This window comes from Priestia aryabhattai B8W22 (assembly GCF_000956595.1).
Lineage (GTDB): Bacteria > Bacillota > Bacilli > Bacillales > Bacillaceae_H > Priestia > Priestia aryabhattai.
The window spans coordinates 22407-41741 of record NZ_JYOO01000001.1 but is presented as its reverse complement, the minus strand read 5'-3'; the positions used below and the strand labels follow the sequence as shown (position 1 = coordinate 41741).

Here is a 19335-nt window from a genome sequence, read left to right as displayed (position 1 = left end):
CCTTTGCATTTTACAACTTGATAGATTTGTTTCTGAATTGAATCATCCTTACAATATTTATCACAATTGTTTTTGTTACAGCATAAGCCGGAATCGCTAAGATCATTCCGAGTATTCCTGCAATATTACCCGCAACAAGCAATAAAATAATAATCGTTAAAGGATGAGTGTTTAATTTCTTTCCAATTACCAGCGGAGAAATAATGTTCCCATCGAGCTGTTGAACGATGACGACGACGATAATCACTAATATCGCTTTTGTAGGAGAGTATAATAAACCTACGATTAAAGCGGGAGCTACGCCAATAAAAGGGCCGACGTACGGGATAATATTAGTAAGGGCTCCTATTAGTGCAAGTATTAATGCATAGGGCAACCCAATGATGAGGTAACCAATGAACGTACTAATACCGACAAACAAACAAACGAGCATTTGACCTTGAATATAAGTAGCTAGCGTATTCGTTGTTTCTTTCATTGTGCGCAACGTTTCTTTTCGGTAAGAAGCAGGAAGCATACGCAGCGTATTTTTACGAAGTTTATGGCTGTCTTTAAGCATATAAAAAAGAATGAAAGGAACAGTTACAACGGTAAGTGTAATATTCGTTACGACGCTTAAAACAGATGAAATACTGTTTGTGAGATTCGTAGGTAAAGTGGACGCGTAGTTTAAAAGTGACTCTTCAATATGATCGAGCGACACATATTTTTGTTCAATGAGCCAGTTAAACCATCTTGAGTTAGATAAATCATTTATGTACTCTCTCGTTTCTACAATGTAAGACGGAATATTCTTAGCCAAATCAGTTAATTGTTTAGATAAAGTAGGTCCCACACCGCCCACAATAGAAGCAATTACGCCGATAAAAACAACGTATAATAGTAAAATGGCCAGTGTTTTTGGCACTTTTTTTCTTGTGAGAAATGACACAATTGGTTCGAATAAAAAGAAAAGAAAACCAGCTACAAGAATAGGGAAAAACAAAGTAGAGATAAATACACCGATTGGTAGAAAAACAAACGAAATATGTTTACAAATGTAAATCAGTAAAGCAATCATTAATAGTTCTAATGTCCAAAAATGCAGTTTCGATTTAAACAAAAAGTTACCTTCTTTCTTTACTATTTTTTACTATCATACATCAAAAAAGAAACCCACTGCACGTGAAAAGTGGGTTTTTTAGTCTATATAACTTTTATTTACATAAAAATTAGGATTTTTCCTCTTTATCTTTAGTGGTACCTTCTGGAGTTTGTTTGTCGTCATCCTGCATAATTCCTTCCGCCGCATTTTTAAATTCTCGCAGGGAATGTCCAAATGCTCGTCCTATGTCCGGCAATTTACTTGGTCCAAATACAATTAAGGCAGTAATCCCGATTACGACCATGCTTGTGGCTCCTGGCATGATATCCTCTCCTTTAAAAACAATGAATATATAAAATTTAAAAAGAGATAGTGAATAAAGTGCATGTTTATACTATTCACTTTTCTCTTTAAAATTCCTTTATTTTAAATGATGCGAAAATAAGGTACAGCGATTATGTATGATTTAAAGGCTTGTTGTGATTACTTTTTTCTTTTGCATGCGAAGCTAATTATAGCATTAAAAAGGTGTGTTCATAATCAGCAGCAAGTCAGAGCTGAGACAACAGTATTTTAGCACAAAAAGTATCCGCACAATTAATCGAGAGAATTGATTAATTGTGCGGCCTTTTTTTGTTGTAATAGTGAAATCAGGTTTAATGTGGTATTTGCTTCTAGCTGTTAATTGCAGGGAAATCAACAGCGGTGTAACAAGCAGTCGAGCTCATTTACCCCATTTGTGCGTCTTTAGATTGAATTGATTTCGTTATGTCTCAATCTCTTTCATGTTAATGTTTCAAAACATGTAAATAAACGATGTGTCTATGTATTAATAATGGTAAAAAACTGCTCTGTAATTTTTACTATTTTATAGAGGAGTCAAATGAATCTTACTAATTGATAGATCACATGTGTAAAAAATATCACTTTTGATCATTGTTTTCCAAGCAATTTATTACCTAAATGTGGATATAGAAGGTACAAGGGAAGGTACATAAAAGAATTATAAAAACATTTGTCTTTGTAAGCGTTTTATTCTTTGTTTTAATAAAGAGCAAAAAAAGGATGTTTTTCTCTAAAATTTTACCATTGAATATTTTGAATAAAGTTCATAAAATAAACTTGTAAGCGTTTTAAAAGATTAGGAAGTATGTATCTTAAAAGTTGAATAGAGAATTATTTATGAAGAAAGGAAATGTGATTTTTTTGCTTTTGGTCACCGTTTCCAAGAATACCTCAACAAGTAACAGCAAAACGTTCATTTAATGAAATAAAGAAATAGATAGGAGTAGAGAAAAATGTACATCGGCGTCGATTATTACCCTGAACATTGGCCAGAGAATATGATAGAAGAAGATATCCAAGGTATTAAAGAGTTAGGATCAAACATGGTGAGAATAGGGGAGTTCGCTTGGCACCTTATGGAGCCTAAAGAAGGGCAATATGACTTTTCATTTTTTGATAGCGTTATCAATAAGCTTAAAAAACAGAATATTGATGTTATGTTTGGTACGTCTACTGCCACTTTTCCGGCTTGGCTTGCGAAGCAGCATCCTTCTATTTTATCAAAAGATGAAAATGGGGCGGTCAGGGCGTTTGGAGGAAGACGTCAATATTGTTTTAATTCTCCTCTTTACCGGCAGTATAGCGCTCAGATTACAGAACAACTAGTAAGGCACTACGGCTCAGAAGAAGCAATCGTAGCATGGCAGGTTGACAATGAATTTGGTCATGAAGGCAGTGATATGTGTTACTGCGAACAATGCCATAAAGAGTTTCAGCAGTTTTTGGAAAGAAAATATGAAGATATCAATGAGTTAAATGAGAAGTATGGCACTATTTTCTGGGGACAAACGTATAACGACTTTACCGAAGTGCCTATGCCTGTAAAAACAATTACGACACACAGCCCTTCTTTAAAGCTAGACTGGGCCCGCTTTCGCTCTTTTTCGTTAAACAGATATGCTCACGAACAAACAGCAATTGTGAAGAAATATAAAGGTGATCACCAGCTGTTGACAACGAACGTATCAGGAGGCTTTTTTGATAAATGGTTCGATCATGAAGAAAACCTAGAAGTAATGGACTTTGTATCCTATGATAATTATCCGGTATGGGGCGGTCAAACAGAGCCAATTACCCCGGCTCATATTGCATTAGGACATGATTTTAATAGAGGCTTGTTACATAAAAACTTCTGGATTGTAGAGGAATTAATGGGTGCTCAAGGTCATGATATCATCGGTTATCTACCGCGACCTAATCAGGCAAAAATGTGGTCTTATCAAGCTTTTGCTCATGGATGCACGAATATGCTGTATTTCCGTTGGCGCGGAATGACAAGAGGAGCCGAGCAATACTGCTACGGAATTGTAGGTCACGATAATCACTATGGAAAACGCTACAAAGAAGTGCAGTCGTTATTTAGTGAAATCGTTCATTACGAACATGTACTTGAGTCTGATATTAAGTCGGATGTTGCCGTTTTATATGACTATGAAAATATATGGTCGTGGCGCTTTCAGCAGCAAAGTGAAGGGTTTGACTTTACGCAAGAGCTTCTTCGAGGGTATACACCGTTTTATAAGTTGAATACACCTATTGATGTTATTCCTGCTGCGAGAGATTTTTCAAGCTATAAAGTACTGGTGGTTCCAGCTTTGCAAATCATTGATGAAGAACTAGGTAAGAGATTTACTGAATTTACTGAAAACGGAGGCGTCATCGTTTTTACGTTTAGAACTGGCATTAAAGACAAACAAAATAATATTCACTTTAAACAGACGCTGCCGGGATATGTAAAAGAAATAGCAGGAATTGAAATTCATGAAGTGGAAGCACTGTCTTCTACCCAAAAAGCATCGATTAAGGAAAAGGACCGTATGAAGGAGAACAAGCAAGTGCGTCCGTGTGGAGAGACATTATCACGCCTGTAACAGCTGAAGTGCTGTATGAGTATGATGATCCATTTTATAATCAAGCGGCTGTAACAAAAAATCAGTGTGGCCGTGGAACGGTTTATTATGTAGGCTGTGGAATTGAGGAACAGGCTTTTGAAAAAATTGCGCTTGATATTGTGAAACAACAGCATATTGAGCATACAGAAAGTGAAGAGGGAATTGAAGTATATCCTCGAAAGCTGGGAGAGAAGAGTTATTACTTCCTTATGAACCATACGTCAGAAGTAAAAGTGTTTAAAGATATTGTGCTACAGCCTTACGAAAGTCGTATCGCAGAAAACGTGTAGCAGCAACAGAAGACTAGAATCTCGTGTAGTAATGAGATTCTAGTCATCCATGATATGAAAGCGTTTTATAGGAGAAGGGAGTTAGGTTATATGAGCACGGGGGTACAGTCAAAAGTTTCTTTAAAAACCGTATTGTCATACGGAATGGGGAGTTTTGGAAATAATATTATTTATGCATTAACAAGTACATATTTAATGATTTTTTATACGGACAGCGTAGGATTAAATGCCGCAGCTGTAGGAACTTTATTTCTTATTGCTAGGATATGGGATGGAATTGCCGACATTATTATTGGAATGCTAGTTGATAATACAGAAACGAGATTTGGCAAGTTTAGGCCTTATCTGCTAATAGGCGGATTTTTTGCAGCTGTTGCTACAGTCGCGTGTTTTATTAGTCCGGATCTTTCTCATACAGGAAAATTAATTTATGCTTATATCACCTATATCGCGTGGGGAACAAGCTTTGCTATTATGGACATTCCCTATTGGTCGCTTTCGGCAACGATTACACAAGATGTAAAAGAACGAAATAAAGTAGTGGCTTTTCCTAGAACCATTGCAGCAGTAGGCTCTTTATTTGCTAGTTTATTAACTCTTCCACTAGCTCATTATTTTGGGAATTGGTTTATGCTTAGTCTTATTTATGCGTGTATCTTAATGATTACCATGATTATTACATTTTCAGGAGTAAAAGAAAACTATACCGTAAAAAGACAGGAAAAGCAGACGCCAAAAGCAGTTTGGAACTTATTTATTCAAAATAAACCGCTGCGCTATCTAATTTTCTCGATGCTTTTAGTTGAAACGATTTTAACAATTCGAACTACGTTTTCTATTTACTATTTTAAATACAATTTAAATGCAGAGAATATCGCGTCTCTTTATTTAACCTTATTTTTTACAGCACAAATTGTAGGAGCGATCGCGTCTCCTTTTATTTCAAATAAATTTGGAAAGAAACGCGCAGCAATAGGGGGAATTGCGCTAAATGCCGTAGCTACTCTTACAATGTTTGTAACTGGTTTTCACGTTATGCCGGTAATGATTTTAAGCTTTTTAGCTTCTTTCGGCGGTGGGGTTAGCAACATTGCTCAAACATCTATGCTTGCTGACTGTGTAGAATACGGCGAGTGGAAAACCGGGAACCGAGCGGAAGGAATGGTGTTTTCTACGAATATCTTCAAAACGAAGGTTGCTTCAGCAGTGGGCGGAGCAGTAGGAGGGTATATTCTTTCAGCAGTAGGATATGTGCCAAATCAAATTCAGTCACACAGCACGCTCATTTGGATTGCTTTAATCTTTACGATCATTCCAGGCATCCTTTGCTTGTTATCACTTGTCCCACTCGTAAAATATGAGTTGACGGAAAAGAGATATTTAGAAATTTTACAAGATATGAAAAAGCGCTCCAGCCGCATAAAAGAAAAACCGGCTATGAAGGTGTCTAGTTAATTCAAATTAGCATAAACACTGTACACAAAAACAACAAGAAAAAAAGACTGCATTTTCTCAGCTCCTCTTGCTATGATGTCAGGTAGACAGATATCAATGTAAAGAGGAGTTTTAGTTATGTTTATTAATTTTTCAAAAGAAGACAAAGATAAAATGCTGAATGAAATTCAAACGTTTTTTTATAACGAACGAGATGAAGAAATCAGTGAATTTGCAGCAGAAAATGTATTAGAGTTTATTAAAGAACATATCGGCCCTCACTTTTATAACCAAGCCATTAAAGATGCAGAAGATATTATGAACCAGGTCATGCTTTCTGCGGAAGAAAATTTACATGCATTAAAAAAACCAATCGAAAAGTAGTTCAAAAAAGAAAATATGAAGTAGGACAAAAGCGTTTTATGTACAAAAGCATAAAGCGCTTTTGTTTGTCTATGAAACAAATTATTTGTTCGCATAAGCGATATATGATACATTCGGTTTAAGATAATATTAACGTTAACGTAAAGGTTATATTTAAAGTGTTTTGATTTAACTCGATGAGGGCATAACTTCAGCAAGCAGGGACATAATGAGGTAATTATATTAGGAAAGAAGGGACTGTACGTGAGCAACATTACGAAAGGTCAGCTAACAAATTCTATTGTGAAAGTAAATGAAAATCGTTTAACGGATAATAGTGATTTTGATATCTATCAAGAGTTGGAAAATGTGCTTCAAGGAGTCGGCTTATCAGCAAAAGACAGCGGAGGAAACATTACGTTTTACGGAGAAGATCCGATTGTTCCTAGTACGCTGCGCCTTGCCTCAGCAGCAGCTATTGCACTAGTTGCTAAATCAGTAGCTGTCTCAAAAGTTTGGAGAATACGCGGAGGAAAAGGTCAAGATATTCATATGGATTTGCGAAAAGCTATCCGAAGATTATCACCTTTTTACGATAAAAAATGGGAAAAGCTTAACGGGTACGCACCAAGTAAAGCAAATGATCCATATAACCCATTAGGCTTTCACTTTTATCAAACAAAAGATGACAAATGGGTGATGCCGCTGAATCCATATCCACGCTCTAAGCATGAAACGCTCAAGCTATTAAATTGTATAGAAGACCCTGAGGCAGTGGCAAAAGCAATTCGCGGATGGAATGCAGAAGAATTAGAAAAAGCCGCAGCGGAGCGAGGAGTTATCATGCCTGTTGTGCGGACAATTGAAGAGTTTATGAAAGAATCCGTGTATGAAGAAATAGCACAGCTTCCTTTAATTGAAATTGAAAAGATTGGCGAAAGTGAGCCGATTCCTTTTTCAAAGAATCCTAAAACGCCGCTAGACGGTATTCGAGCATTAGGTCTTGGTCATGTTATTGCAGGAGCAGGATTTGGTCGGGCTCTCGCCTTACACGGTGCCGATGTCTTAAATATTTGGAAGCCAACCGATTGGGAGCATGATACGATCTATGCTACGTCTAATGTCGGTATGCGCTCTTCAACGCTGGATATCGGTGAAAAAGAAGGAAAAGAAAAAATGGTTGAACTTCTAAAAGGAGCCGATATCTTTTTTGCGAACCGCCGATACGGATTTCTAGAGAGATACGGTCTAACAGCTGAAGAGTGTGCGGAACTAAAACCAGGCATCATCCACTGCACCGTTAACCTGCACGGAACGCAAGGAAATTGGGCGAAAAGAAATGGATTTGATCAAACAGCGGGAAGTGTAACGGGAGTCATGGCATTAGAAGGGTCGCCAGAAAATCCTAAGCTGCCTCCTATTGTAGTGGTAAACGATTATGCGGTTTCTTGGCTGCTTGAAGTCGGTGCTTTAATGGCACTGGAAAGAAGAGCAAAAGAAGGAGGCAGCTACCGCGTGCGTGTATCACTAAATCGCGTATCTTTATGGATTTTATCAATGGGCATCTATGACAAAACATACGCTCATCAAACAGCTGGTTCGTCAGAGAAGCATGAGTACATTGCACCGGATCTCTTTACAGCCCAAACACCTTTAGGATTGTATCAAGGGCTTACAGAACAAATTGAAATGTCAGAAACCCCAGGGGAATATAAGACGGTTCTCGTTCCTCGAGGTTCTTCACGCCCAAAGTGGTTGTGATAATAAGAGGCTGAAACAAAAGTATTTTAGTTGAAAGAAAATCCGAACGATGAATCGAGATTCTTGAGAAAGGATCCAACTCGTTCGGATTTTTTTGTTATTGTGGTGAACGTAGGTTTCGTTTATGTGGGTAGGTGCTTCTAGAGGTTGATTGGAGGGCAAGGCGAAGACTCCTGCGGGAAAAGCGGAACAGGTGAGACCCCGCAGAAGCGCAAGCGACGAGGAGGCTCAGCGGCCGCCTGCGGAAAGCGAAGCCTTGCACGGAAATCAACAGCGGTGTCATAAGCGGTTCAGCTCATGTATCCAATTTGTTTGTCTTTAGATCGAATTGATTTCGTTATGTCTTAATCTCGGTTTTTGGGGGTCAAATTTAAAATGAAAAATAAGAAAAAATATTTGAATAATTATATGATTTCTTATATAATAGCGAAAAGGATGAGGAGTTGACTTGTAATGGAAAACTATACGTCCCGCAAAATGACACGAGAAGAAGTAAAAGTATCAGACGCGACAGCAGCTCAACTAGTGCTAAACAAATCTCTTCGTGACTTTAAAAAAGCACAGCTTTTACTGCAAATCGATCAGTCGTTAGAAAAAAGAGATAAAGAAACTTTTTTACGTTTAACTGAAGAGTTAAAAGAAGTTTGTTAAATAACCTACTAACATAAACAATCAGCCTTTGCTTCTAGTGAGCAAAGGCTTTTTATATGGAAAAAAACGGATAAATGTTTTGTTTTTTCTGAAAGCGGTAAAAGTATAGTATGGATGATAAAGCAAAAATCAAGAAGTCTCTTACTTTATTATTTTTTGCTTTATCATCTACAGCACCTAGATAGTAGTACATCACGAAAGAACAAACAGAGAGAGGGTTCTTTATATGTATAACAAAATCTTAGTCGCCTTTGATGGTTCCGCACCTTCCATTCGTGCTCTTCAACATGCAAGTAAACTAGCTAAAAGCGTAAATGCTAATAAGCTGACAATTGTACATATTAAGGAAAGAATTCACTTGCAGCAGCCTGTTTTTAGCGTTGACTTAGACGCACTGATAGAAGAAGAAAATCGCGATATTTTATCTGAAGCTCACAATCATTTAACTCAATCAGGTATTCCATACGAGGCATATGGTTTAGAAGGCACCGCTTCAAAGAAAATTATCGAATATGCACGTGATAATCAACAAGACGTCATTGTAATAGGAAGCCGAGGAAAGGGCTTTGTTAAAGAGACATTTTTAGGAAGTGTAAGTCACGAAGTTGCTCAATCCGCAGAATGTCCTGTTATCATTATTAAATAAAAAGCATGTTCTCCTTGGAGAACATGCTTTTTATTTTGAGTTAATCTGTGTCGCCTTTAAATCGTCTGGTGCTTTAGCTGGTTAGGAATTTTTAATATGGTAAAAGCGCAGGAGGTCTCCACGTAATACACTACTTTTATTGGAAAGCTTTAAGAAAATGAAAAAATACATGTCTAAATAACTAATCAGACGAGATAAGACCTAGAAGATGGTATAGCTGTAAAGCCTTACACTTCCATAAGTTATCTCTAAATTCGATAAATTAGCATATATACCGCTTCATTTACTTCTGTTATCCTTTTGTTTGCAGAAAAACTTATAGTGTCAGACGCACAGGGGTATAAAAGTTTTCGCTCTTTTGAGTATATGACTTTTTACAAAAACAACGCGATCTCTACACTTTTTTCTACTAGCAAAATAAAAAGTGTAGAGAAAGTGATAAACATACATAGAGGATATAAAAACAGAGGTAGAAACGTTTTTTCCTTTACATCATAGCTAAAAAGGATAGAAAGCAGGTATGGATGTGCAAACAACACGATTCACCAAAAAGAACAGGCGAGGCGAGAAGACGGCTGGTTCGCACACGGACAAAAGTAAGAAAAAATTCATTTTTGAGACTAGTTCTCTAAAACGATGGCATATTATTATAAGTCTATTTATACTCGTAATCATTTTTACTCTTTTTTCAGCTTTCGTTTCAGGCTTAAGCCTTCACTTTAATCCGGTCTTGCCAACATGGGGGACTGAAGAAAAGAATGAATTTTCGACTATTTATCCATCCGATAACGATAGCGGCCGGCTCTCTTCTTTTTCAGAAGATGAGTCCCATAAAAAGTTTTTAGAAAACCGGATTGTGAACAAAGAAGATTTTTATGCGTTCTATGTTAATTGGGATAAAAATAGTGAACGTTCATTAAAAAATAATATTGACCAAATTGATGTTCTTGTACCTCAATGGTTTTCATTAAATTCGAACTTAGAATTAAAAAGCAGTGTTCAAAAAGATATCGGAGATTTTGCTAAAAAGCATCATACAAAGGTTTTACCGTTGCTGACAAATGAGTCGAATGGAAAATGGGATGAACAAACGGTTCACCGCTTGCTGCAATCTCCTCAGGAACAATCCAAACTTATACATAATTTACATCGTCAAATTAAAGAAAATGGATATGATGGGATAAATATAGATTTTGAAAATATCAAAAGCAGCGACAGAGAGTTACTAACAGACTTTATGAAGAAACTTTATACAGCCTTCCATGAAGATGGGTTAATGGTAACTATGGATGTGCCTCCAGCTAATAAAGCATTCGATTATAGCCGTTTAGAACAGTATAATGACCGTATGATTTTAATGATGTACGACGAGCACTTTCAAAGCCCGGGTCCTATTGCTTCATTTTCTTGGTATCAAAACAATTTATCAAAATCGTTAAAAGATAAGATGATTGTTAGTCTTGGAAACTATGGATATGACTGGGATGAAAAGAGCAAGCAAGGAGGAAAAGTCGTATCATTTGAAGACGTCATGCGAATGGCTCAAAAAGCTCACTTGAATGTAGAGTGGGATGATAAAAGCAAAACGCCGTATGTAAATTATAAAGACGGAACGGGTACGCATGAGCTATGGTTTTTGGACAGCGTGACATTTTATAATCAGTGGAAAGCTGCTTCATCAAGCGGTGCCAAAGGAGTTGCTTTATGGAGACTGGGAACGGAAGACCCGTCTGTATGGGATGTAGTAAAAGGACATAAAGTAAGTGAGATTCAGACTGTTAAAAATGGAGAAATTGCTTACAATTATGGAGAAGGAAGCATACTTCATGCAAAAACAGAGGCTTCTCCAGGAGAAAGACGTTTTGCTTTTGATTCGAAAGGATTTATTTCAGAGGAAGAGTACACAGCAATGCCGCAAGCTCCTGAGATTGAACGGCTAAGCAAAATATTTAACAAAGAAATTGTTTTAACATTTGATGATGGGCCAGATCCTGAATACACAGAGAAAATTTTAAAAATTTTAAAAGCCCATGATGTAAAAGCTACTTTCTTTATGATTGGTGAAAATGCAGTATTTCATCAAGATATTGTTAAAGAAGTATATAAAGATGGTCATGAAATTGGAAATCATACATTTTCCCATCCAAATACAATCAATATTTCTAAAAATCAGCTAAAGTATGAAGTAAATGCAACAGAACGAATCATTCAAGGGATCACTGGTCATTCATCTATTTTATATCGGCCTCCGTATGGAGATAATCAAAACACTTATAATGGTTATGATGAAACGGTATATGACCCAGCTTCATTTCAAAAAATGGCGGATACGACGAAGATGGGATATATAACTGTTAACTACGATATTGATTCGAGTGACTGGAAAGCTAAAAATAGTAAAGAAATTGTAAACCGTGTGATGAAGCAAGCAGAGAACGGTGATATTATCTTACTTCATGATGGAGGAGGAAACCGAGAAGCAACAGTAGAAGCACTGCCTCAAATCATTGAAAAGCTGCAGGCACGAGGGTATACATTTGTAACAGCAGGGGATTTGACGAATAAAAGCAGGGAAAGTACAATGCCCGCCGTTTTAAAAGCAGAGAATCCGATTATTCAAAACATCAAATTGATTCTAGCGAATATTGCTGCGCTGCATACTGTTTTTTTCGTTCTGTTTTATGGAACATTAATTGTATTTACACTGCGTTTGCTTATTGTCTTTTATCTCGCGCTTAAACATAAAAGAAAAGCTGATAAACTGCATTTTGATGCTTCATATCAGCCTTTAGTCAGCGTAGTCATCGCTGCATACAACGAAGAGAATGTGATAAGCAGGACGATCAAGTCGGTGTTGAAGAGTTCATATCAAAATCTTGAGATTATTATGGTTGATGATGGGTCAACAGATGGCACATCAAAGGCTGTTACTGAAGATTTCAGAGACAATGACAAGTTTCATCTTCTTCGAAAGAAAAATGGAGGAAAAGCTGCGGCGATCAATTTGGGTATCCAAAAAGCAGAAGGAGACATCATTGTATCAATTGATGCCGATACCATTATTTCACCTGAAGCTATATCACTTATGGTGAGACACTTTAACGATGAAAAAGTAGGAGCGGTATCGGGGAACATTAAAGTAGGTAATGTCCGTAATTTATTAACAACATGGCAGCATATTGAATATGTGTCAGGTTTTAATTTAGAGAAACGTGCTTTTTCCATGCTTAATTGCGTGACGGTGGTTCCAGGCGCAATAGGAGCATGGCGAAAAAAACTTGTTCAAGAATTAGGATATTTTACGGCCGATACATTAGCTGAAGATACAGACATGTCTCTGCGTATATTGCGCAGCGGTTATAAAATTTCAATTGAAGAGAAAGCAAGTGCATATACAGAAGCACCAGAAAAGCGGAAAGATTTTCTCAAACAGCGCCATCGCTGGAACTTTGGAACTTTACAGTGCTTGTGGAAGCACAAAAGAGCTTTTGGAGGGCGCAAGCATAAAGCATTAGGTTTTATGGCTCTTCCTAATATGCTGCTGTTTCAATTCATTTTTCCTTTATTTGCACCATTTTTAGACCTTTTATTTGTTTTGAGGCTATGTACTGGAGATGTTAAACATTCGGTTCTTCTATATGGGTGCTACTTTATTGTTGATTTTCTTGTTTGTTTAGTGGCCTTTAGATTAGAGCGAATAAGCAGTAAACCATTGATTGCTCTAGTGATACAAAGAATTGTGTATCGCTACTTATTACTATGGGTAGCTTGGAAGGCAGTTTTAGCTGCATTAAAAGGAACAAGAGTAGGGTGGAACAAATTAAAACGCTCCGGAAATTTGCAGGTAACAAGAGACAGTTCAGCTGAGAGAACTGGGTGAAATTGCACTATTTAACGAGGTTAATTAGCTTTTGCTAATTAACCTTTTTTATTAGAAAAACAGTAAAGAGTTCACTTAATAATGATAGTTAAAAGAACCTTTATTTTTAAGCCTGTCAATAGGGATTATTCACATCCCTTTCTTGTTCATTGAAATGCTGTTCTGCGTACGTGCGTGTACCTATGGTAAAATGTCAGAGAATAACGCTTATTTGACTAATTCAGTACAGTTGTATCAACAGAGGAACCTTCTTATTAGGGGATTTTTCATAGTATAAAGACAATTATTTTGTGGGGGCGTTTTTATTCTGCACAGTTTCTTCAATTATTACTTCTATAATGAAAGCAAGGGGTGTGAATAAATGAATAGACTTTCTATTAAGCTTGGACTCTTGTTTTTAATGTTCATTTTACTAGTTGAAGCCGCTCTCTTTTTCTATTTATATAGCGGTCTTGCCAATACAAGAATTTCAGAGGAGTTGCAAAGCTTGCGTCTAAGAGGAAACAGTCACCGAGAAGTATTAGAGAAGCATCATGATTCAGCTACGCTTAACCATGTTGCACTGATGGAATCTGAGGCAGAAACCGACGTTGTTATCACAGATAAAACAGGAAAAATTATCAGTTCGTCTAGGCCTTTAATTCAAGGTGCAAGAAAATCGGTAGAGAAATGGAAAGGAAAATCTCTTACATACAAAGGTGAAATCATGCAAGGCGACTGGAAAAGCAAACCTTATATCGCCACAGCATCACCTATTAAAAAAGATCATCAGCAGTTCGGAACGGTTTATATGTTCAAGAACACAAATGATATTCACGAAATGATTGCGAGACTACAGCATCATTTTTACGTAGCGGGAGCTGTTTCCGTTTTATTTTCCATTGTGACTATTTTTGCCCTGTCTAAATTTATAACGGCTCCTTTAATCAAAATGAAAAAAGCAACAGAGAAGCTGAGTCAAGGAGATTTGTCTGTGAAACTTGGCGCTCATTCAAGAGATGAACTTGGACAGTTAGGAATGTCGATTCAGTCGCTAGCGAATGAGCTGCAGCGGTTGCGAAAAGAGAGAAATGAATTTTTAAGCAGCATTTCACATGAACTTCAAACGCCTTTAATGTATTTAAAGGGCTATGCAGACGTAGCAAGAAGGCCTTCTAATACACCGGAAGAAAGGGATAAATATCTTGCTATTGTGAAAGAAGAAGCAGAAAGAATTTCACAGTTAGTTAAAGATTTGTTTCAGTTGGCGCAGCTGGATCAGCATACATTTTTTATTCAAAAACAAAAAGTAGAGCTAGCTGCATATTTGCACACCATATGCGCGAACTTTCATTTAGCTTTAAAAGAAAAAGGGATGAAGCTGGACATAAGCTGTCCTCAAGGTCTTTACATTTCACTAGATCCTGAAAGATTTCAGCAAGTAATTATCAATTTACTTGATAATGCAATGAACTATTCAAAAGAAGAGACCAAAATTGATGTAGTCGTAAAAAAATCAGCTAAATTAGTAACCATAACCCTTAAAGATCGAGGAATAGGTATTCCAGAAAAAGATCTACCTTACATATTTGATAAGCTATATCGAGTAGAGAAATCTCGCTCGAGAAAAAGCGGAGGCTACGGACTAGGCTTATCCATTGTAAAAGAGATTGTAGAAGCTCACGGAGGAGAAATAACAATCACAAGCGAGATGGGAAAAGGAACGACTGTAGAGATTGTAATAAGAGAGGATGGATAGAATGACAACCATTTTATTAGTCGATGATGAAGTAAGGATGCTAGATTTACTAGAACTTTATCTACGGCCAAACGGATTTACGTGTATAAAATTTGAAAGCGGCACTGAAGCGCTACGCTATCTTTCTCAAGGTAACAAAGCAGATTTGATGTTATTAGATATTATGATGCCAAGCAGAGATGGGTGGGAGATTTGCCAAGAAATAAGAAAAATGTCTGATCTACCTGTCATTATGCTCACAGCCCGCAGTCAAACATTAGATGTAGTAAAAGGATTAAATATAGGGGCAGACGACTATATTACTAAACCGTTTAGCGAAGAAGAATTGGTTGCACGCATCCGTGCGGTTCTTAGACGTTCGTTAAAGGAAAAACATGAAATCACCTACAAAGGGTTAGTATGGAGCAAGGAAAATCACGTATTACAATATAAAAATCAGCAGATTCAAGTAACGCCTAAAGAGTTTGAATTAGTGGGTTTACTTCTTCAGCATTTAAATCGCGTGTTCAGCCGAGACGACTTGCTTGTGTTAGTGTGGGGATATGAGGCGGAGATTGGAGACCGTACTATTGACTCTCATGTGCGAAATGTTCGGGATAAGCTTAGAAAAGCAGGCTTTCCTGTAGACGAATACTTGCAAACCGTATGGGGAATAGGCTATAAGTGGGTTGATGTTAGTTGAACATGATATGAGCATAGCTGTTGAAATTGGTGAAAAGATAAAGTAAGCAGAAGTGAGCTTTTCTCTTTACATAGGGTAGGGGGGTATAGTAACATGGACTTATGAAGGGAGGATGTTAGATGGTCGAAGTGAATCACATGAATAGTGAAGAAAAATGTTGTACGATAAATAGTGAAAGAAAAAGTCACCATTCTCCAGAAGTGAAGAAAAATCTAACAAGCCGATTAAATCGAATTGAAGGACAAATTCGAGGAATTAAAGGATTAATTGAAAAAGATACGTATTGTGACGACGTGATTACTCAAATCGCAGCTGCGCAGTCTGCTTTAAATAGTGTAAGTAAAATTTTGCTTGAAGGTCACTTGAAGCATTGCATTGTAGAACGTGTGCAAGCTGGTGATGAAGAAGTAGTGGATGAATTATTAACAACCATTAAACGATTAATGAAATAAAGGAGATGCTAGAAATGGAAAACGTAACATTATCAGTACAAGGAATGTCTTGCGGTCATTGTGTCAAAGCTGTTGAAGGAGGCGTAGGCGAACTTAATGGCGTTAAAAGCGTGGAAGTAAGCTTAGAAGATGCAAAAGTAACGGTTGCATTTGATCCAAGTCAAGTAACGATCGAAGCTATTAAAGACGCTATTGATGACCAAGGTTATGACGTAGCATAAATAGCATCGCGTGCGAATACCTTCGCACGCTTGATTTAGGAGAAAAATATACCCCTTGTAGGTATATAACAGGAGGCGAAACGCGGTGAGTGACAAACAAAAAGAATCCACCTTGCAAATTACGGGTATGACATGTGCAGCGTGTTCAAATCGAATTGAAAAAGGATTAAAAAAAATAGAAGGTGTAAAAGAAGCAAACGTGAATTTGGCTTTAGAAAGATCTACTATCATATTTGATCCGTCTAAAACAAGTCCACAGGCCTTTGAAGAAAAAATCGAAAAGCTTGGATACGGAGTTGTAAATGAAAAAGCCGAATTTGCTATTACTGGTATGACGTGCGCCGCTTGTTCGACCCGTATTGAAAAAGGGTTAAACAAATTAGAAGGCGTGACAAAGGCAAGTGTTAACCTTGCTTTAGAAACAGCTTCTGTTGAATACAGCCCTTCTCAAATAGCTCCGCAAGATATAACGCAGCGAGTTGAAAAACTTGGATACGGAGCAAAGCTAAAGTCGGAGGAAAGAGAAGAAGAGCAAAGCTACCGAGAAAAAGAACTGAGTAAACAAAAAGGGAAGTTTTGGTTTTCGTTTATTTTAAGCGTACCGTTATTATGGGCAATGGTTAGTCATTTTACGTTTACGTCGTTTATTCCTTTACCTCATATGCTGATGAATCCATGGGTTCAGCTCGCTTTAGCTACGCCTGTTCAATTCGTGGTAGGGAAACAATTTTATGTAGGTGCATTTAAAGCTCTGCGTAACAAAAGTGCCAACATGGATGTTTTAGTAGCACTAGGCACAAGCGCAGCTTATTTCTATAGTTTGTACTCTTCTCTTAAATCGCTTGGCTCATCTGTTCATACAGCTCAGCTTTACTATGAAACGAGCGCTATATTAATTACGCTGATTCTTTTAGGGAAATTATTTGAAGCCAACGCCAAGGGCCGTTCTTCAGAAGCAATTAAAAAGATGATGGGTTTACAAGCTAAAACGGCTGTTGTAGTAAGAGACGGAGCGGAAGTTAAAATTCCAGTGGAAGAAGTGCAAAAAGGCGAAGTTATTTTTATTAAACCCGGTGAAAAAGTACCTGTAGACGGAGAGATTATTGAAGGGCAATCGGCTATAGATGAGTCTATGCTGACAGGTGAAAGCGTACCGGTAGATAAAAACATTGGAGATAAAGTAATTGGAGCTACACTCAATAAAAATGGTTTTCTAAAAATAAAAGCTACAAACGTTGGAAAAGAGACGGCGCTTGCGCAAATTATTAAAGTAGTAGAAGAAGCTCAAGGGTCTAAAGCGCCTATTCAGCGATTAGCTGATTATATTTCAGGTATATTCGTGCCAATTGTGGTTGGAATTGCTCTTCTTACTTTCTTTGTTTGGTATATCTGGATTGTGCCTGGCGAATTTGCACTGGCTTTAGAGAAGCTTATTGCCGTATTAGTGATTGCATGTCCATGCGCGTTAGGTTTAGCTACTCCAACTTCCATTATGGCCGGTTCGGGCCGCGCAGCAGAATTTGGTATTTTGTTCAAAGGCGGCGAGCATTTAGAAGCGACTCATAAAATCGATACGATTCTTTTAGATAAAACGGGAACTGTTACAAATGGAACTCCCGAGCTAACCGATGTACGTATTGCACAAGGCTACGAAGAAAATGAGCTATTGCAGTTAGTCGCATCGGCTGAGCGTTTATCGGAGCACCCTCTAGCTCAAGCCCTCGTAGCAGGTATAAAAAATAAAGGTATAGAAATTCAAGACCCGTTATCTTTTGAAGCTATTCCAGGGTATGGAGTAAAAGCAACTGTACAAGAACGAGAACTGTTAGTAGGAACAAGAAAGCTTATGAACCAACATAAAGTGAATATTGATGCAGCTTTAGAAGGAATGACAAATTTAGAACGAGAAGGAAAAACGGTCATGCTCGTTGGTCTTGACGGAAAATATGCCGGCATGCTTGCTGTTGCAGACACCATTAAAATGACTTCTAAAGAAGCAGTTTCTAGGTTGAAAGAGATGGGCTTAGAAGTGATGATGATTACAGGAGATAATCGTCAAACAGCTCAGGCTATTGCAATGCAAGCGGGTATTGATCACGTTATCGCAGAAGTGTTGCCAGAAGGCAAAGCAGAAGAAGTGAAAAAGCTTCAGCAGCAAGGTAAAAAAGTCGCAATGGTAGGAGATGGCATTAATGATGCTCCTGCACTTGCGTTAGCTGATATTGGAATGGCCATCGGAACAGGAACGGATGTAGCGATGGAAGCCGCTGATATTACGCTGATGCGAGGAGACTTGATGAGCATTGCAGATGCGATTGAAATGAGCAGAAAAACGATTTCTAATATCAAGCAAAACTTATTCTGGGCAATGGGTTATAACACGCTCGGTATTCCCATTGCAGCAGTCGGGCTGTTGGCTCCTTGGGTTGCTGGAGCCGCGATGGCTTTTAGTTCTGTATCGGTTGTATTAAATGCACTGCGATTGCAGAGAGTGAGGCTATAAGGTATGAAAAAGTGGATCATCTCAGCTATTTTATACGTGCTTGCAGTCATAGCAGTATATGCTGTGTGGGAAATATAAAGTGAAAAATATTGGAGTCACCAAGCCATTTTCGGTGAAAGTGATGTAAAACAAAGCTGCTAAAGAATATTCTTTAGCAGCTTTGTTAGGTGCAAGGAATGTTTTTTGCTTAATTCATATCCTTTAAGATGAAGGTCCTCGGGATGTTTTTGATGGGCAATTAACACATCCCGTCCATCATCCATAATCCAAATGAAATAATGACGGCTGGAACCATCTCCATAGGTAATGGTCATTTTGCAATCAATACTCCCAGCAGATTCTTCATCCAATAGAAGTTTCATGCGCTCTGCCTTTTTTATACTATTGGTGAATGCATTCATATCTTGTTCATCGATAAACGTTTTGAGCGTTTTCATTTTAATGGACGTTACTTCTACCTTTTGTACATTAGAGGGGGGCTTGGAGTGTGCGGAAGCAAAGGGAGCTCCCATCACCAAGCTAACTGCAAGTATGAGTGAGGACAGAGCAAAGCGTATTTTTAGCATGTTTCTTTCCTCCTTTTATTTTTATACTTTTTCCTAGCGGTAAGTGTTTCATACGAAGGCCTTTTTTAGGCACAGGAATTTTTTGTACCTAACTACCTTCATCTTCA

15 protein-coding genes and 1 pseudogene are annotated in these 19335 nt (G+C 37.7%); 13 read left to right on the top strand and 3 right to left on the bottom strand.

Translation table 11 applies throughout. The features are described from left to right. Window positions 1-10: 10 nt before the first annotated feature. Complete coding sequence (locus tag N178_RS00185; RefSeq protein ID WP_045289470.1) at window positions 11-1102, bottom strand: AI-2E family transporter; 1092 nt, start codon at window positions 1100-1102, stop codon at window positions 11-13. A 109-nt stretch (window positions 1103-1211) separates the two neighbouring features. Continuing rightward, the gene (locus N178_RS00180; protein WP_045289468.1) at window positions 1212-1406 is read right to left on the bottom strand and encodes a twin-arginine translocase TatA/TatE family subunit; all 195 of its coding nucleotides are present in this window, start codon (window positions 1404-1406) and stop codon (window positions 1212-1214) included. A 976-nt stretch (window positions 1407-2382) separates the two neighbouring features. On the opposite strand from N178_RS00180, the pseudogene N178_RS00175 reads away from it, so the two are divergent. The 13 genes and pseudogenes from N178_RS00175 (at window position 2383) to N178_RS00120 (ending at window position 18662) form a co-directional block, all read left to right on the top strand. Then, window positions 2383-4331: pseudogene (locus N178_RS00175) on the top strand (beta-galactosidase). Window positions 4332-4421: 90 nt separating this feature from the next. Further along, window positions 4422-5786 (top strand): glycoside-pentoside-hexuronide (GPH):cation symporter, encoded by a 1365-nt coding sequence (locus N178_RS00170; protein ID WP_045289466.1) that lies wholly within the window; start codon window positions 4422-4424, stop codon window positions 5784-5786. Window positions 5787-5903: 117 nt separating this feature from the next. Then, window positions 5904-6149, top strand: a complete 246-nt coding sequence (locus tag N178_RS00165; protein WP_013082790.1) for a DUF2164 domain-containing protein — start codon at window positions 5904-5906, stop codon at window positions 6147-6149. A 243-nt stretch (window positions 6150-6392) separates the two neighbouring features. Then, window positions 6393-7889, top strand: a complete 1497-nt coding sequence (locus N178_RS00160; RefSeq protein WP_080890114.1) for a CoA transferase — start codon at window positions 6393-6395, stop codon at window positions 7887-7889. Between the two features lie 147 nt (window positions 7890-8036). Next, the gene (locus N178_RS26830) at window positions 8037-8174 is read left to right on the top strand and encodes a hypothetical protein (RefSeq protein ID WP_169746643.1); all 138 of its coding nucleotides are present in this window, start codon (window positions 8037-8039) and stop codon (window positions 8172-8174) included. Window positions 8175-8342: 168 nt separating this feature from the next. After that, the gene (locus N178_RS00155) at window positions 8343-8540 is read left to right on the top strand and encodes an IDEAL domain-containing protein (protein ID WP_013082792.1); all 198 of its coding nucleotides are present in this window, start codon (window positions 8343-8345) and stop codon (window positions 8538-8540) included. A 226-nt stretch (window positions 8541-8766) separates the two neighbouring features. After that, window positions 8767-9186, top strand: a complete 420-nt coding sequence (locus tag N178_RS00150; RefSeq protein ID WP_045289458.1) for a universal stress protein — start codon at window positions 8767-8769, stop codon at window positions 9184-9186. A 526-nt stretch (window positions 9187-9712) separates the two neighbouring features. Next, window positions 9713-13066: a trifunctional glycoside hydrolase family 18/polysaccharide deacetylase/glycosyltransferase family 2 protein gene (locus tag N178_RS00145; protein WP_160297349.1), complete on the top strand. Its 3354-nt coding sequence runs from the start codon at window positions 9713-9715 to the stop codon at window positions 13064-13066. Between the two features lie 361 nt (window positions 13067-13427). Further along, on the top strand, window positions 13428-14804 hold the full coding sequence (locus N178_RS00140) for a sensor histidine kinase (RefSeq protein ID WP_045289456.1): 1377 nt from the start codon (window positions 13428-13430) through the stop codon (window positions 14802-14804). Window position 14805: 1 nt separating this feature from the next. Further along, on the top strand, window positions 14806-15486 hold the full coding sequence (locus N178_RS00135) for a response regulator transcription factor (protein WP_045289453.1): 681 nt from the start codon (window positions 14806-14808) through the stop codon (window positions 15484-15486). 119 nt (window positions 15487-15605) lie between these two features. Continuing rightward, on the top strand, window positions 15606-15938 hold the full coding sequence (locus N178_RS00130) for a metal-sensitive transcriptional regulator (protein ID WP_045289451.1): 333 nt from the start codon (window positions 15606-15608) through the stop codon (window positions 15936-15938). A gap of 14 nt (window positions 15939-15952) precedes the next feature. Beyond that, on the top strand, window positions 15953-16159 hold the full coding sequence (copZ, locus tag N178_RS00125) for a copper chaperone CopZ (RefSeq protein WP_045289448.1): 207 nt from the start codon (window positions 15953-15955) through the stop codon (window positions 16157-16159). Window positions 16160-16244: 85 nt separating this feature from the next. Then, entirely contained in the window at window positions 16245-18662 is a 2418-nt protein-coding gene (locus N178_RS00120) for a heavy metal translocating P-type ATPase (protein WP_045289446.1), read from the top strand. Window positions 18663-18799: 137 nt separating this feature from the next. Here the strand turns inward: N178_RS00120 and N178_RS00115 are convergent, their stop codons facing one another. Continuing rightward, window positions 18800-19228 carry a hypothetical protein gene (locus tag N178_RS00115; RefSeq protein WP_045289444.1) on the bottom strand — a complete coding sequence of 143 codons (429 nt, stop codon included), beginning with the start codon at window positions 19226-19228 and terminating at the stop codon, window positions 18800-18802. Between the last annotated feature and the right edge of the window lie 107 nt (window positions 19229-19335).

What these genes read in the sequence shown, in the direction of transcription:
- N178_RS00180 (WP_045289468.1), bottom strand. Translation starts at nt 1,406, where the DNA reads ATGCCAGGAGCCACAAGCATGGTCGTAATCGGGATTACTGCCTTAATT.
- N178_RS00170 (WP_045289466.1), top strand. Translation starts at nt 4,422, where the DNA reads ATGAGCACGGGGGTACAGTCAAAAGTTTCTTTAAAAACCGTATTGTCA.
- N178_RS00165 (WP_013082790.1), top strand. Translation starts at nt 5,904, where the DNA reads ATGTTTATTAATTTTTCAAAAGAAGACAAAGATAAAATGCTGAATGAA.
- N178_RS00155 (WP_013082792.1), top strand. Translation starts at nt 8,343, where the DNA reads ATGGAAAACTATACGTCCCGCAAAATGACACGAGAAGAAGTAAAAGTA.
- N178_RS00150 (WP_045289458.1), top strand. Translation starts at nt 8,767, where the DNA reads ATGTATAACAAAATCTTAGTCGCCTTTGATGGTTCCGCACCTTCCATT.
- N178_RS00140 (WP_045289456.1), top strand. Translation starts at nt 13,428, where the DNA reads ATGAATAGACTTTCTATTAAGCTTGGACTCTTGTTTTTAATGTTCATT.
- N178_RS00135 (WP_045289453.1), top strand. Translation starts at nt 14,806, where the DNA reads ATGACAACCATTTTATTAGTCGATGATGAAGTAAGGATGCTAGATTTA.
- N178_RS00130 (WP_045289451.1), top strand. Translation starts at nt 15,606, where the DNA reads ATGGTCGAAGTGAATCACATGAATAGTGAAGAAAAATGTTGTACGATA.
- copZ (WP_045289448.1), top strand. Translation starts at nt 15,953, where the DNA reads ATGGAAAACGTAACATTATCAGTACAAGGAATGTCTTGCGGTCATTGT.
- N178_RS00115 (WP_045289444.1), bottom strand. Translation starts at nt 19,228, where the DNA reads ATGCTAAAAATACGCTTTGCTCTGTCCTCACTCATACTTGCAGTTAGC.